18 protein-coding genes and 2 pseudogenes are annotated in these 18,728 nt (G+C 63.8%); 11 read left to right on the top strand and 9 right to left on the bottom strand.

Features of this window, described 5'->3' with window-relative positions:
• Both ACW9UR_RS16925 and ACW9UR_RS16930 read right to left on the bottom strand, forming a co-directional pair.
• Positions 1-972 carry an ABC transporter permease gene (locus ACW9UR_RS16925; protein WP_458918231.1) on the bottom strand — a complete coding sequence of 324 codons (972 nt, stop codon included), beginning with the start codon at positions 970-972 and terminating at the stop codon, positions 1-3.
• A 5-nt stretch (positions 973-977) separates the two neighbouring features.
• On the bottom strand, positions 978-2,546 hold the full coding sequence (locus ACW9UR_RS16930; protein WP_458918232.1) for an ABC transporter substrate-binding protein: 1,569 nt from the start codon (positions 2,544-2,546) through the stop codon (positions 978-980).
• Between the two features lie 104 nt (positions 2,547-2,650).
• Here ACW9UR_RS16930 and ACW9UR_RS16935 point away from each other — a divergent pair, with 104 nt between their 5' ends.
• Positions 2,651-3,670, top strand: coding sequence for a LysR family transcriptional regulator (locus ACW9UR_RS16935; protein WP_458918283.1), 1,020 nt, complete (start codon positions 2,651-2,653; stop codon positions 3,668-3,670).
• Between the two features lie 64 nt (positions 3,671-3,734).
• On the opposite strand, the gene ACW9UR_RS16940 is transcribed toward ACW9UR_RS16935, so the two are convergent.
• The 5 genes and pseudogenes from ACW9UR_RS16940 to ACW9UR_RS16960 all read right to left on the bottom strand — a co-directional run.
• Entirely contained in the window at positions 3,735-4,052 is a 318-nt protein-coding gene (locus ACW9UR_RS16940) for a DDE-type integrase/transposase/recombinase (RefSeq protein WP_458918233.1), read from the bottom strand.
• A gap of 55 nt (positions 4,053-4,107) precedes the next feature.
• Positions 4,108-4,710: an SDR family oxidoreductase gene (locus ACW9UR_RS16945; protein ID WP_458918234.1), complete on the bottom strand. Its 603-nt coding sequence runs from the start codon at positions 4,708-4,710 to the stop codon at positions 4,108-4,110.
• A 17-nt stretch (positions 4,711-4,727) separates the two neighbouring features.
• Entirely contained in the window at positions 4,728-5,342 is a 615-nt protein-coding gene (locus ACW9UR_RS16950) for a glutathione S-transferase family protein (RefSeq protein WP_458918235.1), read from the bottom strand.
• A complete protein-coding gene (locus ACW9UR_RS16955; protein ID WP_458918236.1) occupies positions 5,339-6,715 on the bottom strand; it encodes an NAD-dependent succinate-semialdehyde dehydrogenase in 1,377 nt (458 codons plus the stop codon). Before ACW9UR_RS16955 ends, ACW9UR_RS16950 begins: the two co-directional genes overlap by 4 nt.
• 181 nt (positions 6,716-6,896) lie before the next feature.
• Positions 6,897-7,026, bottom strand: a pseudogene (locus ACW9UR_RS16960) (IS6 family transposase); the annotation flags it as partial.
• A 709-nt stretch (positions 7,027-7,735) separates the two neighbouring features.
• Here ACW9UR_RS16960 and ACW9UR_RS16965 point away from each other — a divergent pair.
• From ACW9UR_RS16965 to ACW9UR_RS17000, 8 genes and pseudogenes are all read left to right on the top strand, one after another.
• Positions 7,736-8,056: a DMT family transporter gene (locus tag ACW9UR_RS16965; protein WP_458918237.1), complete on the top strand. Its 321-nt coding sequence runs from the start codon at positions 7,736-7,738 to the stop codon at positions 8,054-8,056.
• Positions 8,057-8,083: 27 nt separating this feature from the next.
• Positions 8,084-8,470 (top strand): DMT family transporter, encoded by a 387-nt coding sequence (locus ACW9UR_RS16970; RefSeq protein WP_458918238.1) that lies wholly within the window; start codon positions 8,084-8,086, stop codon positions 8,468-8,470.
• A 63-nt stretch (positions 8,471-8,533) separates the two neighbouring features.
• Complete coding sequence (locus ACW9UR_RS16975) at positions 8,534-9,028, top strand: nucleoside deaminase (RefSeq protein ID WP_458918239.1); 495 nt, start codon at positions 8,534-8,536, stop codon at positions 9,026-9,028.
• Positions 9,029-9,086: 58 nt separating this feature from the next.
• Positions 9,087-9,512: a MarR family winged helix-turn-helix transcriptional regulator gene (locus tag ACW9UR_RS16980; protein WP_458918240.1), complete on the top strand. Its 426-nt coding sequence runs from the start codon at positions 9,087-9,089 to the stop codon at positions 9,510-9,512.
• 77 nt (positions 9,513-9,589) lie between these two features.
• Positions 9,590-9,900, top strand: a pseudogene (locus ACW9UR_RS16985) (hypothetical protein); the annotation flags it as partial.
• 105 nt (positions 9,901-10,005) lie between these two features.
• A complete protein-coding gene (gene zigA, locus ACW9UR_RS16990; protein ID WP_458918241.1) occupies positions 10,006-11,226 on the top strand; it encodes a zinc metallochaperone GTPase ZigA in 1,221 nt (406 codons plus the stop codon).
• Positions 11,226-11,846 (top strand): DUF1826 domain-containing protein, encoded by a 621-nt coding sequence (locus tag ACW9UR_RS16995; protein WP_458918242.1) that lies wholly within the window; start codon positions 11,226-11,228, stop codon positions 11,844-11,846. The genes zigA and ACW9UR_RS16995 overlap by 1 nt, the downstream gene beginning before the upstream one ends.
• Positions 11,846-12,142, top strand: a complete 297-nt coding sequence (locus tag ACW9UR_RS17000; RefSeq protein ID WP_458918243.1) for a DUF6525 family protein — start codon at positions 11,846-11,848, stop codon at positions 12,140-12,142. The genes ACW9UR_RS16995 and ACW9UR_RS17000 overlap by 1 nt, the downstream gene beginning before the upstream one ends.
• A 329-nt stretch (positions 12,143-12,471) precedes the next feature.
• Here the strand turns inward: ACW9UR_RS17000 and ACW9UR_RS17005 are convergent, their stop codons facing one another.
• A complete protein-coding gene (locus tag ACW9UR_RS17005) occupies positions 12,472-16,110 on the bottom strand; it encodes an Ig-like domain-containing protein (RefSeq protein WP_458918244.1) in 3,639 nt (1,212 codons plus the stop codon).
• 575 nt (positions 16,111-16,685) lie between these two features.
• Here ACW9UR_RS17005 and ACW9UR_RS17010 point away from each other — a divergent pair.
• Entirely contained in the window at positions 16,686-17,624 is a 939-nt protein-coding gene (locus tag ACW9UR_RS17010; RefSeq protein WP_458918245.1) for a helix-turn-helix domain-containing protein, read from the top strand.
• 233 nt (positions 17,625-17,857) lie between these two features.
• On the opposite strand, the gene ACW9UR_RS17015 is transcribed toward ACW9UR_RS17010, so the two are convergent.
• Positions 17,858-18,307, bottom strand: coding sequence for a DDE-type integrase/transposase/recombinase (locus tag ACW9UR_RS17015; protein ID WP_458918284.1), 450 nt, complete (start codon positions 18,305-18,307; stop codon positions 17,858-17,860).
• A gap of 2 nt (positions 18,308-18,309) precedes the next feature.
• Here ACW9UR_RS17015 and ACW9UR_RS17020 point away from each other — a divergent pair, with 2 nt between their 5' ends.
• Positions 18,310-18,672, top strand: coding sequence for a hypothetical protein (locus tag ACW9UR_RS17020; protein ID WP_458918246.1), 363 nt, complete (start codon positions 18,310-18,312; stop codon positions 18,670-18,672).
• The last annotated feature ends 56 nt before the right edge of the window (positions 18,673-18,728 follow it).

The following is an 18,728-nucleotide window of genomic DNA, read 5'->3' on the forward strand; positions in this document are numbered from 1 at the left end:
TCAGACCCCGCGTGTCCGTAGGCGCGGGTCGACGACCGCATAGGTCACATCGACGAGCATGTTGATGATCACGAAGACCGCGGCGACCAGCAGCAGGTAGGCGGTCATCACGGGAATGTCGACGAAGATTACCGCCTGCATGAACAGCAGGCCCAGGCCCGGCCACTGAAAGATAGTTTCGGTCACGATCGCGAAGGCGATCAGCGATCCGATCTGAAGACCGGTCACCGTGATGACCGGCATCAGCGCGTTTTTCAGCGCCAACCGGAAATGGATGCGCCGCGCTGGCAGGCCGCGCGCGCGCGCGAACCGGATGTAGTCGGTCGACAGAATATCGATCATCTCGGACCGGATCAGACGCATGATCAGCGTCATCGAATAGAGGCCGAGCGTCACCGCCGGCAGGACCAGCGCCGCTCGGCCGGAGGCCGTGAGAAACCCGGTCGACCACCACCCCAGATCGACTGTCTCGCCGCGTCCGAACGAGGGTAGCCAGCGAAGCGTGACCGAGAAGATGAGAATGAGCATCGTCCCGGTGACAAACGTGGGTACCGATATGCCCACAAGCGAGCCGGACTGGACAAGCCGCGAGAGCACCCCGTTCGGCCTTAGTGCGCAAAGCACACCCGCCGGTATCCCGATCAGCAGCGAAAGGATCGTGGCCACGAACACCAGTTCCAGGGTCGCCGGGGCGCGCTCGGCGATCAATTCCGCCACATCTCTCTGATTGCGAAAACTGACGCCGAGATCGCCGCTGGCAACACGGCCGATGAACCGGCCGTATTGTACTATGATAGCGTCGTTCAGCCCGAGACGATCGCGCAACGCCTCGCGCTCTTCGACGGAAGCGTCCTCTCTCGACATCAATTGCACCGGATCTCCGACGAAGCGGAACATCGCGAAGGACAGCGCGGTCACGGCAAGCATGACCAGCACCGCCTGCGACAGCCGAGAGAGAAGCAGCTTCAGCATTCGGGTCAGTTCTCGATCGTCGAGAACCAGAGCCGGATGTACTCGTCCGCGAACTGCGGCACTTCCACGCCATCGCGCAGGGCCATGGCGACGGGTTGCTGGTGCAGCGGGATGTAGTAGGCCTCGTCATGAACGATCTGGAACGCCTCGGACATCATCGCACGCCGGGCGTCTTCATCCAGTTCGACCGCAACCTTGGCCGCGATCTCGTCCAGCCGGGGATCGGAAAGCCCGTTGTAGTTGTTACCGCCCAGGGCGCCGTCCTGGGTCGCGAGCAATGCGCGGATGACGCTCCAACCATCCATCGCCGGAAGGGTCGCCCAACCCAGCATGTAGATGTCCGTCTCGCCGTTGGTGGCCTTCGGGAAATAGGTTGCCCGGCTCTCGGTATTGAGATCGACGGACAGGCCGATCTGCTCCCACATCGCCTTCACGGCAACGCAGATCGCCTCGTCGTTGATGTAGCGGTCGTTCGGGCAATCGAGCTTGACCGAAAAGCCGTCCGCATAACCTGCCTCGGTCAGCATGGATTTCGCTGCTTCGGGGTCGAATGGCAGGGGGGTATCGCTGGCTTCGTCATAGCCCGGCACCGGCGGTGCGACCATGCTGCCGACCGTGCGGGAGTTGCCGCGCATCACCTTCTCGCGCAGGGCATCATGGTTGATCCCGTGCCAGAGCGCCTTGCGTACGTTTACGTCCAGCAGTGGGTTAGCCTCGCCGGGCATGGCCAGCAACTCGTCGCGGTAGTTCAGCCCGAGGAAGATCAGCCGCAACGCCGGCTCCTGGACCACGCTGAACCCGGGCGCGGCATCCAGTCTGTCAATATCCTGGAGCGGAACCGGAGCGATCATGTCGAGCTCTCCCGACATCAGCGCCGCGACGCGGGTCGCGTCCGAGGTAATCGGCCGAAATTCAATGCCGGTGAGGTTGTGCTCAGGCTCGTCCCACCAACCTTCGTGGACCGACATCACCGTACCGACGTCGGGCGCGTAGGACTCCAGCACGAATGGCCCCGTACCGTTCGCATTCGTCGAGGCGAATGACGTCTTGCCGGTCGCGATATTCCCCGGCTCGAGCGCATCGTGCTCCGCCATCCACTCCTGGTCCATGATGAAGATGCCGGACAGGTCATTCAGCAGCAGCGGGTACGCACCGTCCATCGTGAAGTCGACGGTGTAGTCGTCGACCTTCTCGACACCGGTGACGGTGGAGAGGTTGCCACGCGCCCTCGAGTCCGGATGCAGCAGCCGCTCAACGGACGCGACGACGTCGTCGGCGGTGAAGGGGCTGCCGTTGTGGAAGGACACCCCCTCCCGAAGCGTGAAGCGCCAACGGGTCGGCTCGACGATCTCCCACCCTGTTGCCAGCGCCGGTTCGATCTCGAGCGTACGGGACCGTCGCACCAAAGGTTCGTAGATGTGGTGCAGCACGCTCGAGGTGAAGCTCTCGGTATGCGCATAGGGATCGAGCGTCACGATATCGCCCTGCGATGACCAGCGCAGGACATCGGCCGAGGCGGTACTCGCCATCATCCCCGCGACGGCAAAAGCGGTAAGTTTCGGTAGCGAACTCATGATCAGACTCCTTGCGACATGTGCCCTGGCCACGCGCGCCAGCGGGCCGCGGGAAAGCTGTCTTCTTGGAGGCCCCTGAGGATGCGTCGGCCTATCGAGGACCGGTGCGCTCAGGTCAGCACGCGCGTTGCCGTCTGCCAATATCACCATTGATTAATAATTGCGCCCACTTGATAACTTCAGGTGATATTGCCGAACAATTCGGCAGGAGGGGTGCCGGCTTGCTAACTTTTAGACAACTTGAGACCTTCCGGGAGGTCATGCGAAGTCGAACCACCCAGGCGGCGGCAGAGACCCTGCGGATTTCACAGCCCGCCGTCTCCAACGCCATCCGGCAGATGGAAGCGCATATCGGTTTCGATCTGTTCGAACGCGTAGGGAAACGCCTGGTCCCGACACCGGATGCCGAGGAGATCTTTCGCGACAGCGAAGCGATCTTCGAGCTTTACAGCGTGTTCACGCAACGTCTGGAAAGCCGGAAGAGCAATACGATTGGCGCGCTGCGGATCGTCTGCACGCCACCGGTGGCCAATGCGCTGATGCCGCCGGCAATCAGCGACTTCGTGGCGGGCCGCCCGAAGGTGCGCATCAATCTCGACTCCCGGCGGATCGACGGCCTCTTCGAGGCGCTCGAAACACGCAGCGCGGACATCGGTTTCGCGCTCAATCCACCGGAACGCCCCAACCTGGTGCGCCAACCACTGGCACTTGCGAAGATGGTCTGCGCTTTCCCACCGGGGCACCCGCTGATGGAAAAGTCGGCGATCACGGCTAACGATCTCAACGACTATCCGCTCGTCCTGTTCGAGCCAGACAGCAAACTGAACCTGATCCTCCAGGAGAACTATCTGACCGAGAACCTTCGCGCCAATGCCGTCGCCGAGGTCCGATACACCTCGCTCGCCTGTCTGCTTGCCGAAGCCGGGATAGGCCCGACCATAGTGGATTCCCTCACCGCCGCCGGTCAGCGCTACAAACTGGAGTACCGCCCACTCTATCCGGATCAGCAAGTCCCCGTGTGCGCGCTCTACCGAGCGGATGAGCCCCCCAAACGGCTGCAGACCGCTTTTCTTGACCAGGTCCGGCATTCCGGTGCGCTGAACGCGCTTCACGAATTCGAGTAAGCCGTTATATTCGATCCGTTGCGCTACCCACGCTTCGGTGCATTACAAGCAGTAATCGCTTCGATCAGGCAGCGTCGGGGAAGAAATTGGCGACGAACACGATCTCATTACCTACGCCGACTTTGCTGTTCTCGAGCTGGCCATTCCTGATTGTTCGGAAAATCTCGATCCCGGCGAGGGTTGCTTTGGTGCCGGCCGACGTTCGAAAAGACCGCATCGGCCGCAGCCGCTGCTTCAACGCGGCGTGATCGCTTTCGATCCAGTTTCGCCGCGCGGTTAGTCGAAGGTCAATCAGCTGACGGAACTGGCAGACTCGGATCGTAGCGGTCTTCCTGGTACAGAACTCCTCCAGATATCTGGGGCAAAACCGCCACGGCGCCATTCGTCCATTCGGTTAGGCGAGGGCCGGCGCAGGAAGCACCGGCCCGTCCATGCCATCAAGCAGACTGCATGTTGAGCGCCTTGTCGTCGAACTTCCCGGTGGTGGCGGCTGTGGCCAGAACATTGGCCACGTCCGCGCGACTGGCCTCGGCAGAGATATCCACGTCGGAGCCGAGGATCACATCGTCGCTGCGCCCGCCATCCGTCAGGGCCACGGGCCGCAGAATGGCGTAGGTCAGCCCGGACGCTTTCAGATGCTCATCCGCGTCATGCTTTGCCTTCAGGTAGTGCGCCATATCGCCGGATGGATCGGATTGGTCGGCCCCGATCGAACTGAGCATGACAAAACGCTCTGCCCCCGCCTGCTTGGCCAGATCAACCAGGCGCATCGCCCCCTGGCGATCGACCTTTTCGGTCATTTCCGGGCCGGTCGATCCGCCGGATCCTGCGGCGAAGATCACCACGTCCGCGCCTTCACACACGTCCGGTTGTAGATCGGTCAAGTCAGCTTGGCGCAGGCTCGTGGCCTCGGGCAAGACGCTGGTGTCCGAGCCGTCGCGCACCAGGGCCATTACGTTGTGGCCTTGATCCGCGAGTACTTGGGTCAGGATGCGTCCGGTCTTGCCTGTCGCACCCGCGATGAGAATGGTCTTGGTCATGTTGTTTCCTCTTCGTGTCAGACAGGCGGGGCCATGGGGCCCGCTGCCTCTGTTGCGGCGATGTAGCCGGGCTGTTGTTGCAAGGCGTGCCAGTAGGCCGTGATGGCGGGATGGTCGGTCAGCAGATCGAGCCGCGCCAGGAGAGCCACGATGTAGGACAGTTGTATGTCCGCCAGCATCGCGCGCTCGCCGAACAGCATGGGGCCGTCGCCAATGGCCCGGGTGATGTAGTCGAGATGGCGGTTCAACGCGTCGCGCGCGTCCTGGGGAACCGGCTTGCCACGAAAGGCGGGTAGGATTGCCTGCAAGGCCACCTCGGCCAAAGAAGCCTCCACGTAGTCCAGCAACGCTTCGTGTTGCCAGTAGGCACGCGAGCCGTGGATCGGAGTGTGGCTGTCATCGGCGTACTTTGCTGCGAGATAGCGCAGGATCGTCGCGGACTCGGCGATCACCTCGCCCTCGTCCTCGATCACCGGAGACTTCCCCAAGGGATGAACCTGTTTCAACTCCTCGGGGGCGCGAAAGCTGTCGGTTCGGTCGTAGTCGATCCGGTTGCAGTGCTGACCAAGGTCGGCCAGCAACCACAGTACGCGATTGGCGCGGGAGTATTTCAGAGCGTGCAACGTGATCATGGCAGGAAGATCGCCTTGGCGTTGGTGAACTCCTTCATGCCAAAGCCGCCATGTTCCCGACCATAGCCCGAGTCCTTCACGCCACCGAACGGCATGTTCGGATCAGCAGCGCCGAAGGAGTTGATCCGCACCATGCCGGTATCGAAGTGATCGCGGGCAAGTTTCAGCGCGCGCTCCTCGTCCTTGCAAAAGATCCCACCGCCGAGGCCGTAGCGGCTGTCGTTCGCGATCCGCATGGCGTCCTCATCGTCCTTGGCGCGGATCACCGCGGCAACCGGGCCGAAAATCTCGTCGTCATAGGCGGGCATGCCGGGCGTGACATCTGCCAGGACAGTGGCAGGATAATAGGCGCCGGTACGCTCGGGCACTGTGCCACCGCAAAGCACCTTGGCCCCTTTCGCGACGCTCTTCGCAACCTGGTCTTTCACCGTGTCGAGTTGTTCGTCGCTGGAGAGCGGCCCGAGCTCGGTATCCTCGTCCATTGGATCGCCCATCGTGATCGCCTGCATCTGCGTAACGAAGGCCGACACGAAGGCGTCGTAGTTCTTTTCGATCACCACGAACCGCTTGGCCGAGACGCAGGTCTCGCCGTTATTGTACAAGCGCCCCATAACGGAGTATTTGACGGCGGTTTCGATGTCGGCGTCCTCCATCACCAGGTAGGCGTCGTTCGACCCCAGCTCCAGCACGGTTTTTTTCAGCGCCTTGGCCGCCACTCCGCCGATATGCCGTCCGGCTCCGTCGCTGCCGGTCATGGTGACACCGCGTACCAGGGGGTGTTCGATGATGGCATCGCTGGTGCTATGGTCGATCAGGACCACCTGGAATAGGTCTTCGGGCAGGCCGGCCTCGATACACAAGCTGCGCAGGCGCAGCCCGGAGCCTGTGCAGATGCTGGCGTGTTTCAGGATGCAGGCATTGCCCGCCATGAGGTTTGCCGCCAGCACACGGATTGGCTGATACAGCGGGAAGTTCCACGGTTGGATCGAGTAGATCACACCGACCGGCTGGTAGCTGACAAGGCCGCGCGCGCCGCTCTGACCATGCGTGCGGTTTTCGTCGGCCAGAATGTCCGGTCCGTGCTGCGCGGTATATTCGAAGATCTCGGCACAGATCTCGACCTCGGTTTTGCCGTCCTTGAACAGCTTGCCGGTCTCGCGGCTCATCAGCGCGGCGAGGTCATCGGACTGCGCGCGCAATTCCTCGGCAATGCGCATCAGGTAGGGCGCCCGTTCGGCATGCGACTTGGTCCGCCAGTCGAGAAATGCCGCATGCGCGGCTTCCAGTTTTTGAAAGGCGTCGTCCTCGGTCATGAGCGTGTAGGTTTCTATCGTCGCACCGGTCGCAGGGTTCTTCGTGGTGATCGTCGGCATGATCTCTCCTTCAAGCGTTGCAGGCCAACACCTCCGACGGGATTGAGTTCCTGCCAGGCACGCCTCCAACGCTACCGATCACCGAGACGTTATCGCGCGCGGCGGCGTGACCGCCTCTCCGGGTGGGACTACGGAGCATGTCGGCCTACCCGTGAGCGCAAGGCGATCGTAGAGAGGTCTAAACGCCGCCTTCATGCAGCAGATCCCCGACTTCCCGAAGCGACGGTGGGAACCGAGCATAGAGCATCACCGCTCGCCGGACGATCTCCGGGACCCGTCGCGAACCAATTGACAGCGCTGGCTTTCGTCATGGCGCGACGCTTGATGCCCCCTGCTCCGGCTCAAGCGCGGCTCCTCTCACACTTCCGGAGGCGGAGTTGATTTCGGGTCTCACGTAGCTCTTAACGCGGTTCTGCCTCACTCTGTGCGGCGGAGGGGCTGAAATCGACCGGCGTGGACAAGCGGATTCCGTACACTGCCACCGGCAAACCTGGAGCACGACTGCAACCGTTTCACCAATCGCGGGAAATTCCTGCAGCCAACGATGCCGCCATTCGAGACCTCGTCGCGATTGCGTACCGCAATCGGCGCACATGCCTTAGGGCGCCAAAGTGCCCGAAACAAGCCACCCGCCGTTATTACGACGCTCAACGCCTTGAACCGAAACGTCACGCTCGGGCGACCAGTGTCTCTTCGAACTTACGACTATCCCGGCTGAATGTTCCAGTTTCAGGATAGTTGCGACACAGTTTGAGGCAGACCCAACTGGGTGCTACGCGACACCTGTTCACGAGGCTCAACAAGAGACAGGCGCCAATGCCGATCGCCCTCACTGAGTCGTTACATACTTGCATGCGGATGCAGTATTGCGGGCGTAGGCCGGCCAATCTATATGCATGCGCACGCAACTATATAGAGGAGACCCTCAGTGACCTCCATCACTGTCTATTCAGATTACGTATGTCCCTTCCGCCTCCTGGCGGAGGTCCCCCTTTCCCAATCCATCGCAGGAGAATGAACATGTCCTGGCTCTACCTCGGCGTTGCCGTGATCTTCGAAATTTCCGTGGCGATTTCCGCCGGCAAGGCAAAAGGGTTCACCGACCGTGCCTGGACGGCGATCACCCTCATCAGCGGCGCAATCGCGACGTTCTTCCTGAGCCTTGCCCTCCTGAGCTTCGATGTAGGGGTTGGCTACGCGATCTGGACCTCGGTCTCGGGTGTCGGGATCGTCGTTCTCGGCGCGCTCTTCTTCGGCCAGCGGCTCGACATCGCAAAGATCGCCGGAATCGCCATCGTCATCGGCGGTGTGATCGGTCTGCGTCTAAGCGGCGCTGCCTAACGCATCCTCTTCGAAAGGATCATTCACATGACGGACATCTCGAACAAACCCGAAGAAACCGGACGGGCATGGATCGCCCTGCTCCTCGCAAGCCTCTTCGAGGTCGGCTACGCGCTGAGCGTCGGCGGCAGCGAGGCTTTCACGGTCCTTGGCTGGTCTCTCGCCGCGATCGTGTTCTTTCTGCTGACGCTGTTCTTCCTCAGCGTAGCGCTTAAGAAGATCGACGTCGGGATCGGCTACGCCGTCTGGGCCGGGATCGGCTCTGTCGGGGCGGCTCTTCTTGCCAGCGTGCTGCTCGACCAGTCGCTGACCCTCGCCCAGGCCGCGTGGCTGGCTGTCATAATCCTCGGTGTGATCTGGCTGAAGCTCGCCGACAGTCCAAGGATACGTCGTGCAGTGGGTTACGCCGGCTGACGCCGATCCGGGCGCGCCGGCCACCGATCACGGCGCGCCCAACAACATACCGGGTAACACAGCATGACCGAAGATATGAAGACGCGCCTCGTGCGCCTCATGAAAGAGACCGTCGCCCATTCGACGCACCACGTGAAAGCCGGCGGCATTCCGTTCACCGCTCTGGTTATGGACCGGGACGGCACCGTTCTCGGGCGTGGCACCAATACCGTCAGGGCGATGAACGATCCCACGGCGCATGCGGAAGTGGAGGCCATCCGCGACGCCTGTCGCACGAAGCGGAGCCCCCAACTGCCGGGCGCCATCCTACTGGCCTCCGGAGAGCCCTGCGCAATGTGCTACATGAACGCTCTTCATGCCGGCATCGCCGAGGTCCACTATGCCGTGGATCGCGACGAGGCCGCCGAAATGGGCTTCGATTACCGGGACACCTACGCGCTCTTCGCCGAGGACCCTCAGACCTGGCAGAGGCCCTTTGTCGGCAGGCTGGAGGTCCCGGGAGCAAGCGCACCGTTCGAGGAGTTCCACGCCCTGCGACGACCGCGGGGACAGGGTTGATTAGAATGTTGCGTGGTCATACATCCACCGAGACCGACGAGAGGAGTGGTCCATCACGATGTCTGGCAAGAGCGAGCTTTTGGAGCGGCTGATCCATCTGACCGGAGAGATCGAGGCCGAACTGGCTGCTGCCCTGCAGGCCGGCCATGGCCTTGGCCTCTCGGAATACCGCGGCCTGCGCGCGCTTTCCATATCGCCGACCTCCGAGCTGCGCCTTCAGGACCTTGCCGCCCAGCTTAGCCTGAACCAGAGCTCGGTCTCCCGCATGGTGGAGCGGCTCGAACGCCGGCAACTCGTGGCGCGCGATCGATGCCCCGATGACAAGAGAGGCATCTATGCGGTGCTCACTGACGCGGGGCGCGCCGCCTTCAATCGGGCAACCGCTGATTATGAGGCTGCGCTGAACGCCGCCTTCGATCGGCACGATTGTGGGGAGCTGCTGGCCACACGGTTGTTCAGCGCGGATACCCGTGGGCGTCGCTGACACGGATCCGGGGCTGGATGGCCCCCTGACCTTGCCGGTGGTCTCTATGGAATGAGCGCCGAACGACTCCCTGCAGCGTGACCAAGCGTGGCAAAGAACTGGCGGATACCCCTGGCCGCCTGTTAGCCGAGCTGATCCCCATTTTCTTCTCCGTATCGATCACGCTTGCTATGCGCGTTTCGACGACCGCTCCTTTGGAGAATGGGACGTCTGGATGAACGTGATTGACATAGATCCCGACTCTGGCTCGTCCGAGACTGCCTAAATCGAAGTACTCTACGCTGAGCCACGGGATTGGCATACTGCGGGGTGGCGAGAGATGGCGGCATTCTCATCATGCGTGCTGCGGCCATTGGGATGGGCGGTACTGCTCGAGACCCGCGAGTAACTGCCGTAGCGAGGGCTGATCAGGGGTAGCGACACAAATAGGACATTGCACGCCGCAGATCGATATTGTTATGTTATAACATATTTAATCATGACGGACGCCCATATGCCAGCCAATGATACCCGCCTTCCCGTCACCGTCCTCTCGGGCTTTCTCGGAGCCGGAAAGACGACCCTACTGAACGATGTGCTGAACAACCGCGAAGGCCGCCGGGTCGCGGTCATCGTCAACGACATGTCTGAGGTGAACATCGACGTCGACCTGGTGCGCGACGGTGGCGCGGATCTCAGCCACACCGAGGAAAAGCTGGTCGAGATGTCGAACGGCTGCATCTGCTGCACGCTGCGCGACGACCTGCTGGAAGAGGTCCGCCGCCTCGCTGCCGAAGGGCGCTTCGACTACCTGCTGATCGAATCCACCGGCATAGCCGAGCCACTTCCCGTGGCCGCGACCTTCGACTTCCGCGACGAGGAGGGCAACAGCCTGTCCGATGTCTCGCGGCTCGACACGATGGTGACGGTGGTCGATACGGTCAACCTGCTCAAGGACTACTCCAGCCATGATTTCCTCCGCGACCGCGGCGAAAGTCTCGGCGACGAGGACGAGCGGACGCTGGTCGACCTTCTGGTGGACCAGATCGAGTTTGCGGATGTCGTCGTGCTGAACAAGGTCACGGACGCCGGGCCGGGGCGGCTCGATGCCGCACGCAAGATCGTCACCTCGCTGAACCCCGACGCGCAGATCATCGAGACCGACTACGGGCAGGTGCCGCAGGACCGAATCTTCGACACCGGCCTGTTCGACTCCGACAAGGCGCACATGCACCCGATGTGGGCCAAGGAGCTTTACGGGTTCGAGGACCACGTGCCCGAGACCGACGAATACGGCGTCTCGTCCTTCGTCTACCGCGCCCGGCGTCCGTTCCACCCGCAGAAGATCCACGATGCGCTGAACGGCGCCATGCCCGGCGTGATCCGCGCCAAGGGGCATTTCTGGATCGCCACCCGGCCCGACTGGCTGGTCGAGTTCTCGCTTGCCGGGGCGCTGAGCAGCGTCAAGCCGATGGGGATGTGGTGGGCGACGGTGCCCAAAAGCCGCTGGCCCGATCATCCGCAGGCCCTGGCCTACCTGGAGCAGCACTGGCAGGAGCCGTTCGGCGACCGGCGGCAAGAGCTGGTGTTCATCGGGGCGGGCATGGACAAGGCCGCGATCACCACCGCGCTGGATGCGGCCTTGGTCGGCGACGAGGCTCGGTTCGAACCGGAGAACTGGGCGGACCTGCCCGATCCCTTTCCCAGCTGGCGCCGCGCCGAGCAGGCCGCCTGATGCTGGATTTGTCGAAGGAAACTGCCGTCGCCCGCAATATCGCCAAGGGGCGCAGCGCGAGCATCCTGCACGAGATCCACCGATCTGGCTGCGCTGCCGCCGTCTGGCAGCGCAACCTGCCGCCGGTATTCTCGGCGTGGCTAGCTGCGCTACCACAGGGCCGCCTTCCCGCCCTGCGGGAGATTGTGGACCTGGGTGAGGTCGCGACCAAGGTCCGCAGCGTCTGCGCCAAGGATGGTGACTCTTCGGTCGGACTCGACCTGCTGGCCCAGGATGTATCTGCCCTCGCGCGACATTTTTCGGAGATCACCGGCCAGGAGCTCATGCACCTTCGCCTCGACGTGGTGCGGGGAAATGCCTGCCACAGGTTCCATACGGACTATGTGCCGCTGCGCATGCTGTGCACCTACCGCGGATCCGGCACCCAGTTTGGCCCCGCCGGGGAGGATGGCAATCCATCGACGGTGGACCAGATGCGCGCGGGAGATGTCGGCCTGTTCCGCGGCCGTCTCTGGCCCGGCGATGTCCCATGCGGGCTACTGCATCGTTCCCCGCCGATCGAGGGAACGGGCGAAATACGGTTGCTGTTGGCCATAGACCCGCCCCGGGAAGACGACTGATGCCGCGCCGCTACGCGAACACGCGAACCGCCCTGAAGCGCCGCGCCCGGACCGGAGATCCCATGGACGCCTTCGACCGGTTGCCTCCTGACCTTCGCCAGTGGCTCGCACGTGCGGCCCTGCCATGGTCCCCGCGCTCAGCGTTGCGCCTCTGGCATCGATCATTGGCACGGCACGGAGGAGATGCCTCGGCGGCGTTGGCGCATCTCTCGCGCGTCGAGAAGGCCATGTTGGACCGCGATATACCGTCCATCTGGGAGAACGCGCATCCCGGCATGCCGGAGCAGAGGCCTTAGAGTGCGGGGATCAGCATCTGGCCGTCGCCCTAGGCTGAATTAATCAGATCCCCATAATGGGAGCACGCCACCACAAGCTACATAACATCGCGCGGAAACCGGTGCCGTTTGGACGAATTGCGCCGAGAATTCGGTCACTCCTCAGCTTGGTGCGACAATGCGTCTGCCATTCCGATGATCGATGCAACGGACGTCTTGCAAACACCCTTGCCTGCAAGGCCCATGGCAGGTGCGAGACCGGGCGGCGTCCCCCAACGCCTGCCCGGCCTCACACCAGCCCGGCGCGGTGCGACGGTCCCCCACCGTCTACCGCTCCGCGCCGCCCCCATTCAGAAGCGCAGCTCCAGCCGCGCATCCATGCCGTAGCTCTGGTACCCGTCCGCGCCGATCCCGTCGGTGAACGAGCTGATCGCGAACCGACCGCCATTGGCCCAGGCCCTTTCGTAGCCCAGCTCGAGACGCATCCGGAAACCGTCATGTGACGGCTCCAGCACCCCCGCCGCGCCCGAGCCGGAACTGTGCGCCAGGATCCCCGAGGCGCCGCCGATAAGGGCACTGCGACCGGGAACCTCGGACAGCTGATAGCGAAGGTCCGCACCCAGCTCGGCACTGGCCAGCCGGTAGTCCTGTGCCGGAATCCGGTTCCCCAGGCTGTCGGTATAGGCCCGCTGCGCATCCGTGGTGTAGCTGACGTCGAACAGCGGATAGACCATCCAGCGCCCGGCCTCGATCTCGCCTGTGACGGCCAGCTGCGCCAACCAGCGGTCGGTGGTGAACTCGTCCGAATAGGTGCCGAGCGGCTCGGCCTCGTTGTATGTCTGACCGTAGAGCAGCCGACCGTCGAAGATCACCGGTTGGCTAGGATGCCGCGCCACGAAATAGGGGCCCGCCATCCAACCATAGCCCTCGATCCGCGCCTCGTCTTCGCGCGACAGCGCATAGTCGAACTGCAGCATCGCACCGACGAGCACATCGGGGCGGACCTCGGCGTGGGTGCCGACAACACCCAACACATAGCGGCTGTCGGTGTCGCCCTCTTCGGTCAGCGCGCCGCGCAGGACACCCCAGACCGGGCTGCCCGGATCAGTGACAAAATCTATCGTGGTCTGCCCGCGGGTGATCACGCCACTGAACCCGCCACCCCCGTTTCCGGTCAGAAGCCCGGCAAGATCGGGCTGGTTGGACACCAGGTTGTTGCCGCGGGTCTGCATGAAGGCGGCAATCAGTTCTGACGTGCGCTCGACGACCATGTTCAGCGACCGCAGCACGTTGGATGCCACGTTGCCGATCCGGTCTTCGTCGCGGGCCGCATTGCGCGGAACCGAGACCACGAGATCGCCCTGCCCGCTGGCCCGGATCGTCGCGGAATAGCGCGCGCCCTCGCCGGTCAGCGTCGTGACCGCGCCGCCCTCGACAGAGATGTCCTCGGCCTCGAACCCGGTGACGGGACGCGAGAAGACGACCGAAACCGTGTGCTCGCCCGGCCCCTCGATCTGCTCCGGCAGGCCGCTGATCGTGACCGTCACCGCAGCCCGCACGGTGATTTCCGCCGTCGCGCTGGCCGAGGCGGTGCCGTCGCTGACGGTCAACGTGAAGGTCAGCACCTCGTCGGGATCGCCCGGTTCAAGCTCGGGCGCGGTGAACACCGGTTGCGCGGCGCTGGCATCGCTCAGCGTCACGCCGCCCGGTGCGCTCCAGGCAAACTGCAGGGCATCGCCGTCCGGGTCCGCCGAGGCCGAGCCGTCCAGCGTCACCTTGCGCCCGCTGCCGACCACCCTGCCCTGCCCGGCATCCGCCACCGGCGCGCCATTGACGAAGGCTTCTGTCGCCAGCTGGTTGGAGGCCGCGTTCGGGTTCCCGTCGACGTCCTGTGCCGCGTTCCGGCCGATCCTGACCGTCGCCGCCCCCCGCGCCACGGGGGCGAGCACGAAACTGTAGCTTTGCCGATCCGTGCGCCGGAACTCCGACAGGGCCAGGTTCTCCAGCAGCACGTCACCGGCGTCGAAGCCGCTGACATCCTCGCTGAACCGGGCGGTGATCGTTGTCGGGCCGATCAGAGTCTCAGGCAGGCCCGACAGGACCACGGCTACGTTCGCCATGACCGTGACCGACACGCTGTCGCGCAGGACCGTGGTGCCGTCGTCGACCTCAAGCTCGAAGGTCAGCACCCGGTCGGGATCGCCCGGCGCCAGCGTGGGCGCGGTGAACACGGGCGTCGCGCTGCCGGGGTCGGACAAGGTGATCCCGGCGGGCGCCGTCCACCGATAGCGCAGCGAGGTGCTGTCCGGATCGGACGAGATGCTGCCGTCCAGCGTGACCTCGGCGCCAGAGGCGGCAGTCTGGTCTGCCCCTGCATTGGCCACCGGCGGGCCGTCATAGGCTACGCTCACCGGCACGGCCGCTGCGCTCGGCAGGCCCGGCGACAACGGGTCCGAAGGCCGATGCAGCGCGGCACCGGCTGGCACGCCGATGCTGATGTCCGGCGTGCCGTCCGGCGCAATCCGAAGCGCATAGCTGTCGCCGCTGCCGCTGAACCCGGTTATCGTGCCACCGCTGACCTGCACGTCAGAGGCCTCGAACGTCTCGACCGTGCGGCTGAAGGCGATATCGATTTCGAACGGCCCCGCCGTTACCGCCGGAGCGCGACGGATCTCCGGCACCGGCTCGTTCACGTCGAACGGCCCGATCGTCAGGCTGTAGGCGGCAGTGCTGTTCCCGAAACCATCCGCGACCGCACCGGCGGGCAGGCTGATCGTATAGCTGCCATCCGCCTGGAAATAGAACTTGCAGAGCATCTCGTAGTCATGCGCCAGCGGGGCAGAGCCTCGGGCGTGAAATGCGCAATCCTTCACCTCGCCGCCGGTCGAACGCGGAAAGCTCGAAGCGGTCGCCGGGCTGGAGCTCTGCATCTCGATCGAGACCAGCGCCATGCCATCGCCGCCCGCCGAGGTGGCTCCGCCGCTGACGATCCGGGGCGCGTCGAGATGCGCGTTGCCGCTTACGCTGCCGGCCGCGTTGCCCGCCCCGCCCCAGTTGCTGACGGCGCCGGCAGGCAGCGACAGCGACACGGTGCCCGAACGGTTCGCCCGAACCGTAAGCCGGTAATTTTGCGGATCGGCATAGGCGGGCGTGACATCCGGCCCCGACAGGCTGACGAGATCCAGCCCGTCGGCATCAAAATCTGAAAGCCGCAGCGGGTCCGAGGTCTGAAGACCCGAGTTGAAAGCCACGGTCACCACCTGCTCGCCCGCCCCGAAATCCGAGGGCAGCCCGGTCAGCGTGGTAGTCAGCGTGCCGGGCACGGCGTGCACCTTGACCGTATCCGTATGTGTATCGCAGACGCCGCTGCTGCAGGCCGTCAGCGTGACAGCGTACCCCCCGCTCGCGGTATAGCTGTGGACCGGGTGCTGCGCGGTCGAGGTGCCGCCGTCCCCAAAATCCCATTGCCACGACGTGACCGCCGCTCCGCCGCCCCCCACGACAGCCGTTCGATCCGTCGCGAACACTGTGTGCGGGATGGAAACCCCCTCGCTCGGAGTGAGAGCGAAGTCCGCCGTGACCGTCGGCGCTTCGGCGGTGGCGGTCAGCGTGTTCGAGGCGGTACTCAGCAGCGAGTACCCGGCCGTTTCCTCCAACGCGCCCGCCTTGACCTGGACGGAAACCGGCCCCGGTGCGTCGGGAACCAGATCGATTGCATAGGTCCGCGCCCCGCTGGCGTTGATCGATGTCACGGTCGCGTTCGAAACGATCAGATCGCCCGGCTCAAGGGTCTGGGCTGGCGTCGAAACCTCTGCCGTGAGCGTCTGCGCTCCCCAGACTGTGCCGGACATGCCGGACAGGGTTACGGTTGGCGAGCTAGCGACCTTGGCTGCCCTATTCCTGCGCTCGGTGCCTGTGACGCCGTACAGGCCTTGATCTATTTCGTACCAGCCGTCGCCGACCACCTCGGCTCCGAAGCGGAAGTACATGGCATCTTCTTCAAAAGAGTTTGCATGGTCCGCACCACTTTGTTCCAGGTTGGCAACGTTGCGAAGCCCGCACCCCGATTCAAGAAGTGAAACGGACATTGGAGGCCCATAATACTTATCGTATCCGTTAGGCTCATAATAGTATGAGCCGGCATACCTATAAGTACCACCAATATGCAATCTGACAACAGACCTAGATGAGCGAGTATCTATATTTACCCTGCACGAAGAACTCGGGTACAATGCGCCCCAGTAAAGTTCACCAAATGAATCAAGCGCCGCAACCGGCGTCGGGGCCAGCGCGGCGGCGAAGGCAACGCCGATCAGCGCGCCGCCCAGCCGGTTCGCCCAGGTCTCTACTGCTGCCAGAATTGTCCCGCTCATCGCCCGCTCCTGCCTCGCCCTGCCGTTCCGTTTCTCCATGCCAAAAAATCGCCCCGATCCCGTGGGATGGGTGCAACGCGGGCAAGGTTTCTCCACAGGTATCACCCCGGCACGCATGGCGGGGCTCCGCCGTTTGTTGGTAATCGGTTCATTCTTGTTGATTTTCCCGATGCGCGGACGAGGTGACGGATTTGCTGGACGAAGAACGGGGCGGCAGACGCGCTGCGGTGACCATGGCGCTGAGCAGGCATGGCGACACCCGGCTGGAAACCCCGGACGTCAGCGCCGAGGTGCGTCCGCGCCGCGGTCCTACCGGCAGCGGCATTGAATGGAGCGTCTCGCGCTTCGAGTCGCGCGGCACCGATGCAATCGAGGTCCTCGGCTCCCGCGAGACGGACTTCCTTTTTACCCAGGTCCCGCTGACCGGCGGCTTCGAGGTCGAACTGGCGGACGGGCTGCGCTACTGCGCCAGTTCGTCCGCGCTGATCCGCCCGAAATCGCCGGGCGCCACGTTCCGTTTCTACCGCAAGCGGAACACGCTGTTCGGTACGCTGGTCTCGCTTGAGACACTGGGCCGGTGGTTCGGCGACCGCCTGTCTCCGGGCATCCGTGCGCTCGTCGGCGACCGCATCGACCAGAGCGCCCGCCTGAACGCCCCGCTGCCGCCCCATCTTCGGACCAGCATCCAGCAGGCGCTCAGCGACGAAGGCCCGCTTTCGGCACTGACCCAGGAAGCGGTGGCGCTTCAGGTTCTGAGTCACCACATTGCCCCTTTGCATGACGGGATCGAACGCGGCGTGACCGCCCGCGAAGCCGCCGCCGCCCGCGAGGCGCGCGCGATGCTTGCGGACCGGGTCGAGGCGCCGCCACTGATGGCCGAGCTTGCCAAGGCCTGCGGCCTGTCGGTCCGGCGCCTCGACGCCGCGATCCGGGAGATATACGACACCAGCCCCCACGGCCTGTTGCAGCATCTTCGGTTCGAATCCGCCTGCGACGGCCTGGAAGCGGGCGAGCCGATCAAGGCGGTGGCGCACAGGCTGGGCTATTCGAACGTCAGCAATTTCACCTCTGCCTTCCGCCGCCGGTTCGGCATTCCTCCGGGTCAGTGGGCCGCGCGGGCGATCCACTAGGGACGTCGCGTTCAAAGCGACATCAGGTCACGGCCAAGCTTGTGGCGGTGCGCCGGCCGAGGCCTTTGCGGGTGCCGAAGGGGCCTTTGCATAAAAGGCGGAGGTATGTGTCTGTCGCCAGCTTTGCCCGGCTATCACCCAGCCTCTTGGAACAGTTTGGCGATGAAGGCGATCTCGTTGATCACCCCGATCTCACAGTACTCAGATTGGCCTAGTCGAATGGTGCGGAAGGTTTAAATGCCAGCGGGCGTGGCCTTCGCTCCGGCTAATGTCTGGAGCCCGAGCATGGAGCGTAATCGCTGCTTAAGTGCGGCATGATCACTCTCGATCGGATCGTTCAGATACATGCGGTCAGCGTGGCGGATTGCTTTTTTGGGCCCGAGGCGGCGCTTGATTTCGCCTATCACCTCTGCATGGCTGTGCGACTTGTCGGTGACGATTACAAGCGGCCGATTGCTCCGAACGGTGTTTCGCGCTTTGCGCAGAAATGCCGTTGCTGCCTTGGCATCACGCCGCGCCGTCAGGCGGAAATCGATCGGTTGGCCAAACTGACCCTCAGCCCTCCCAAGGCAGCGCCAGCGTCCGCCCACGCGAAGGTCGATCTCATCGACTTGCCATTGCAGTCCGTGCGAGCTCGGTGCCGGGCAGGATTGACAGCGACAGGGCGACCTGCCAGAGCGGATCGATGAAAGCGCGGACCGGAATGTTCCGAACGATCCAAAGGGCTTTCCTGGCCCTTCTGCTCTTGCTGCCGTTCAGCATCAGCAGCACGTTCGGCGCACCCAAGGCACAATTCACCACCGTCGCGGAACAGACCGCACCCCGCCTTGTGCACGCGGGCAGCGCCGAGCCGCGGCTGACGCTGCGTCTTGCCGATCTGGCCGGGCTGCTGGACGATCCGGACGATGGCCCGGACCCCTACGCGTCCGGCGATGCACGATGGCGTTCGAGCCGTGCTACGGACACCACCCAGACTGCATCCAAGCGAGTCCTCCGCGCCCAGGACGGGGCGCGCGCCCACCTTCCCCGGGCGCCGCCTCTGGCATGATCCGACACGCCACGTCTCCCGCGCCGGTCGCGCGGCGCGTGGCAAGCTCAGATCCT

The organism is Halovulum sp. GXIMD14794, from assembly GCF_054457455.1.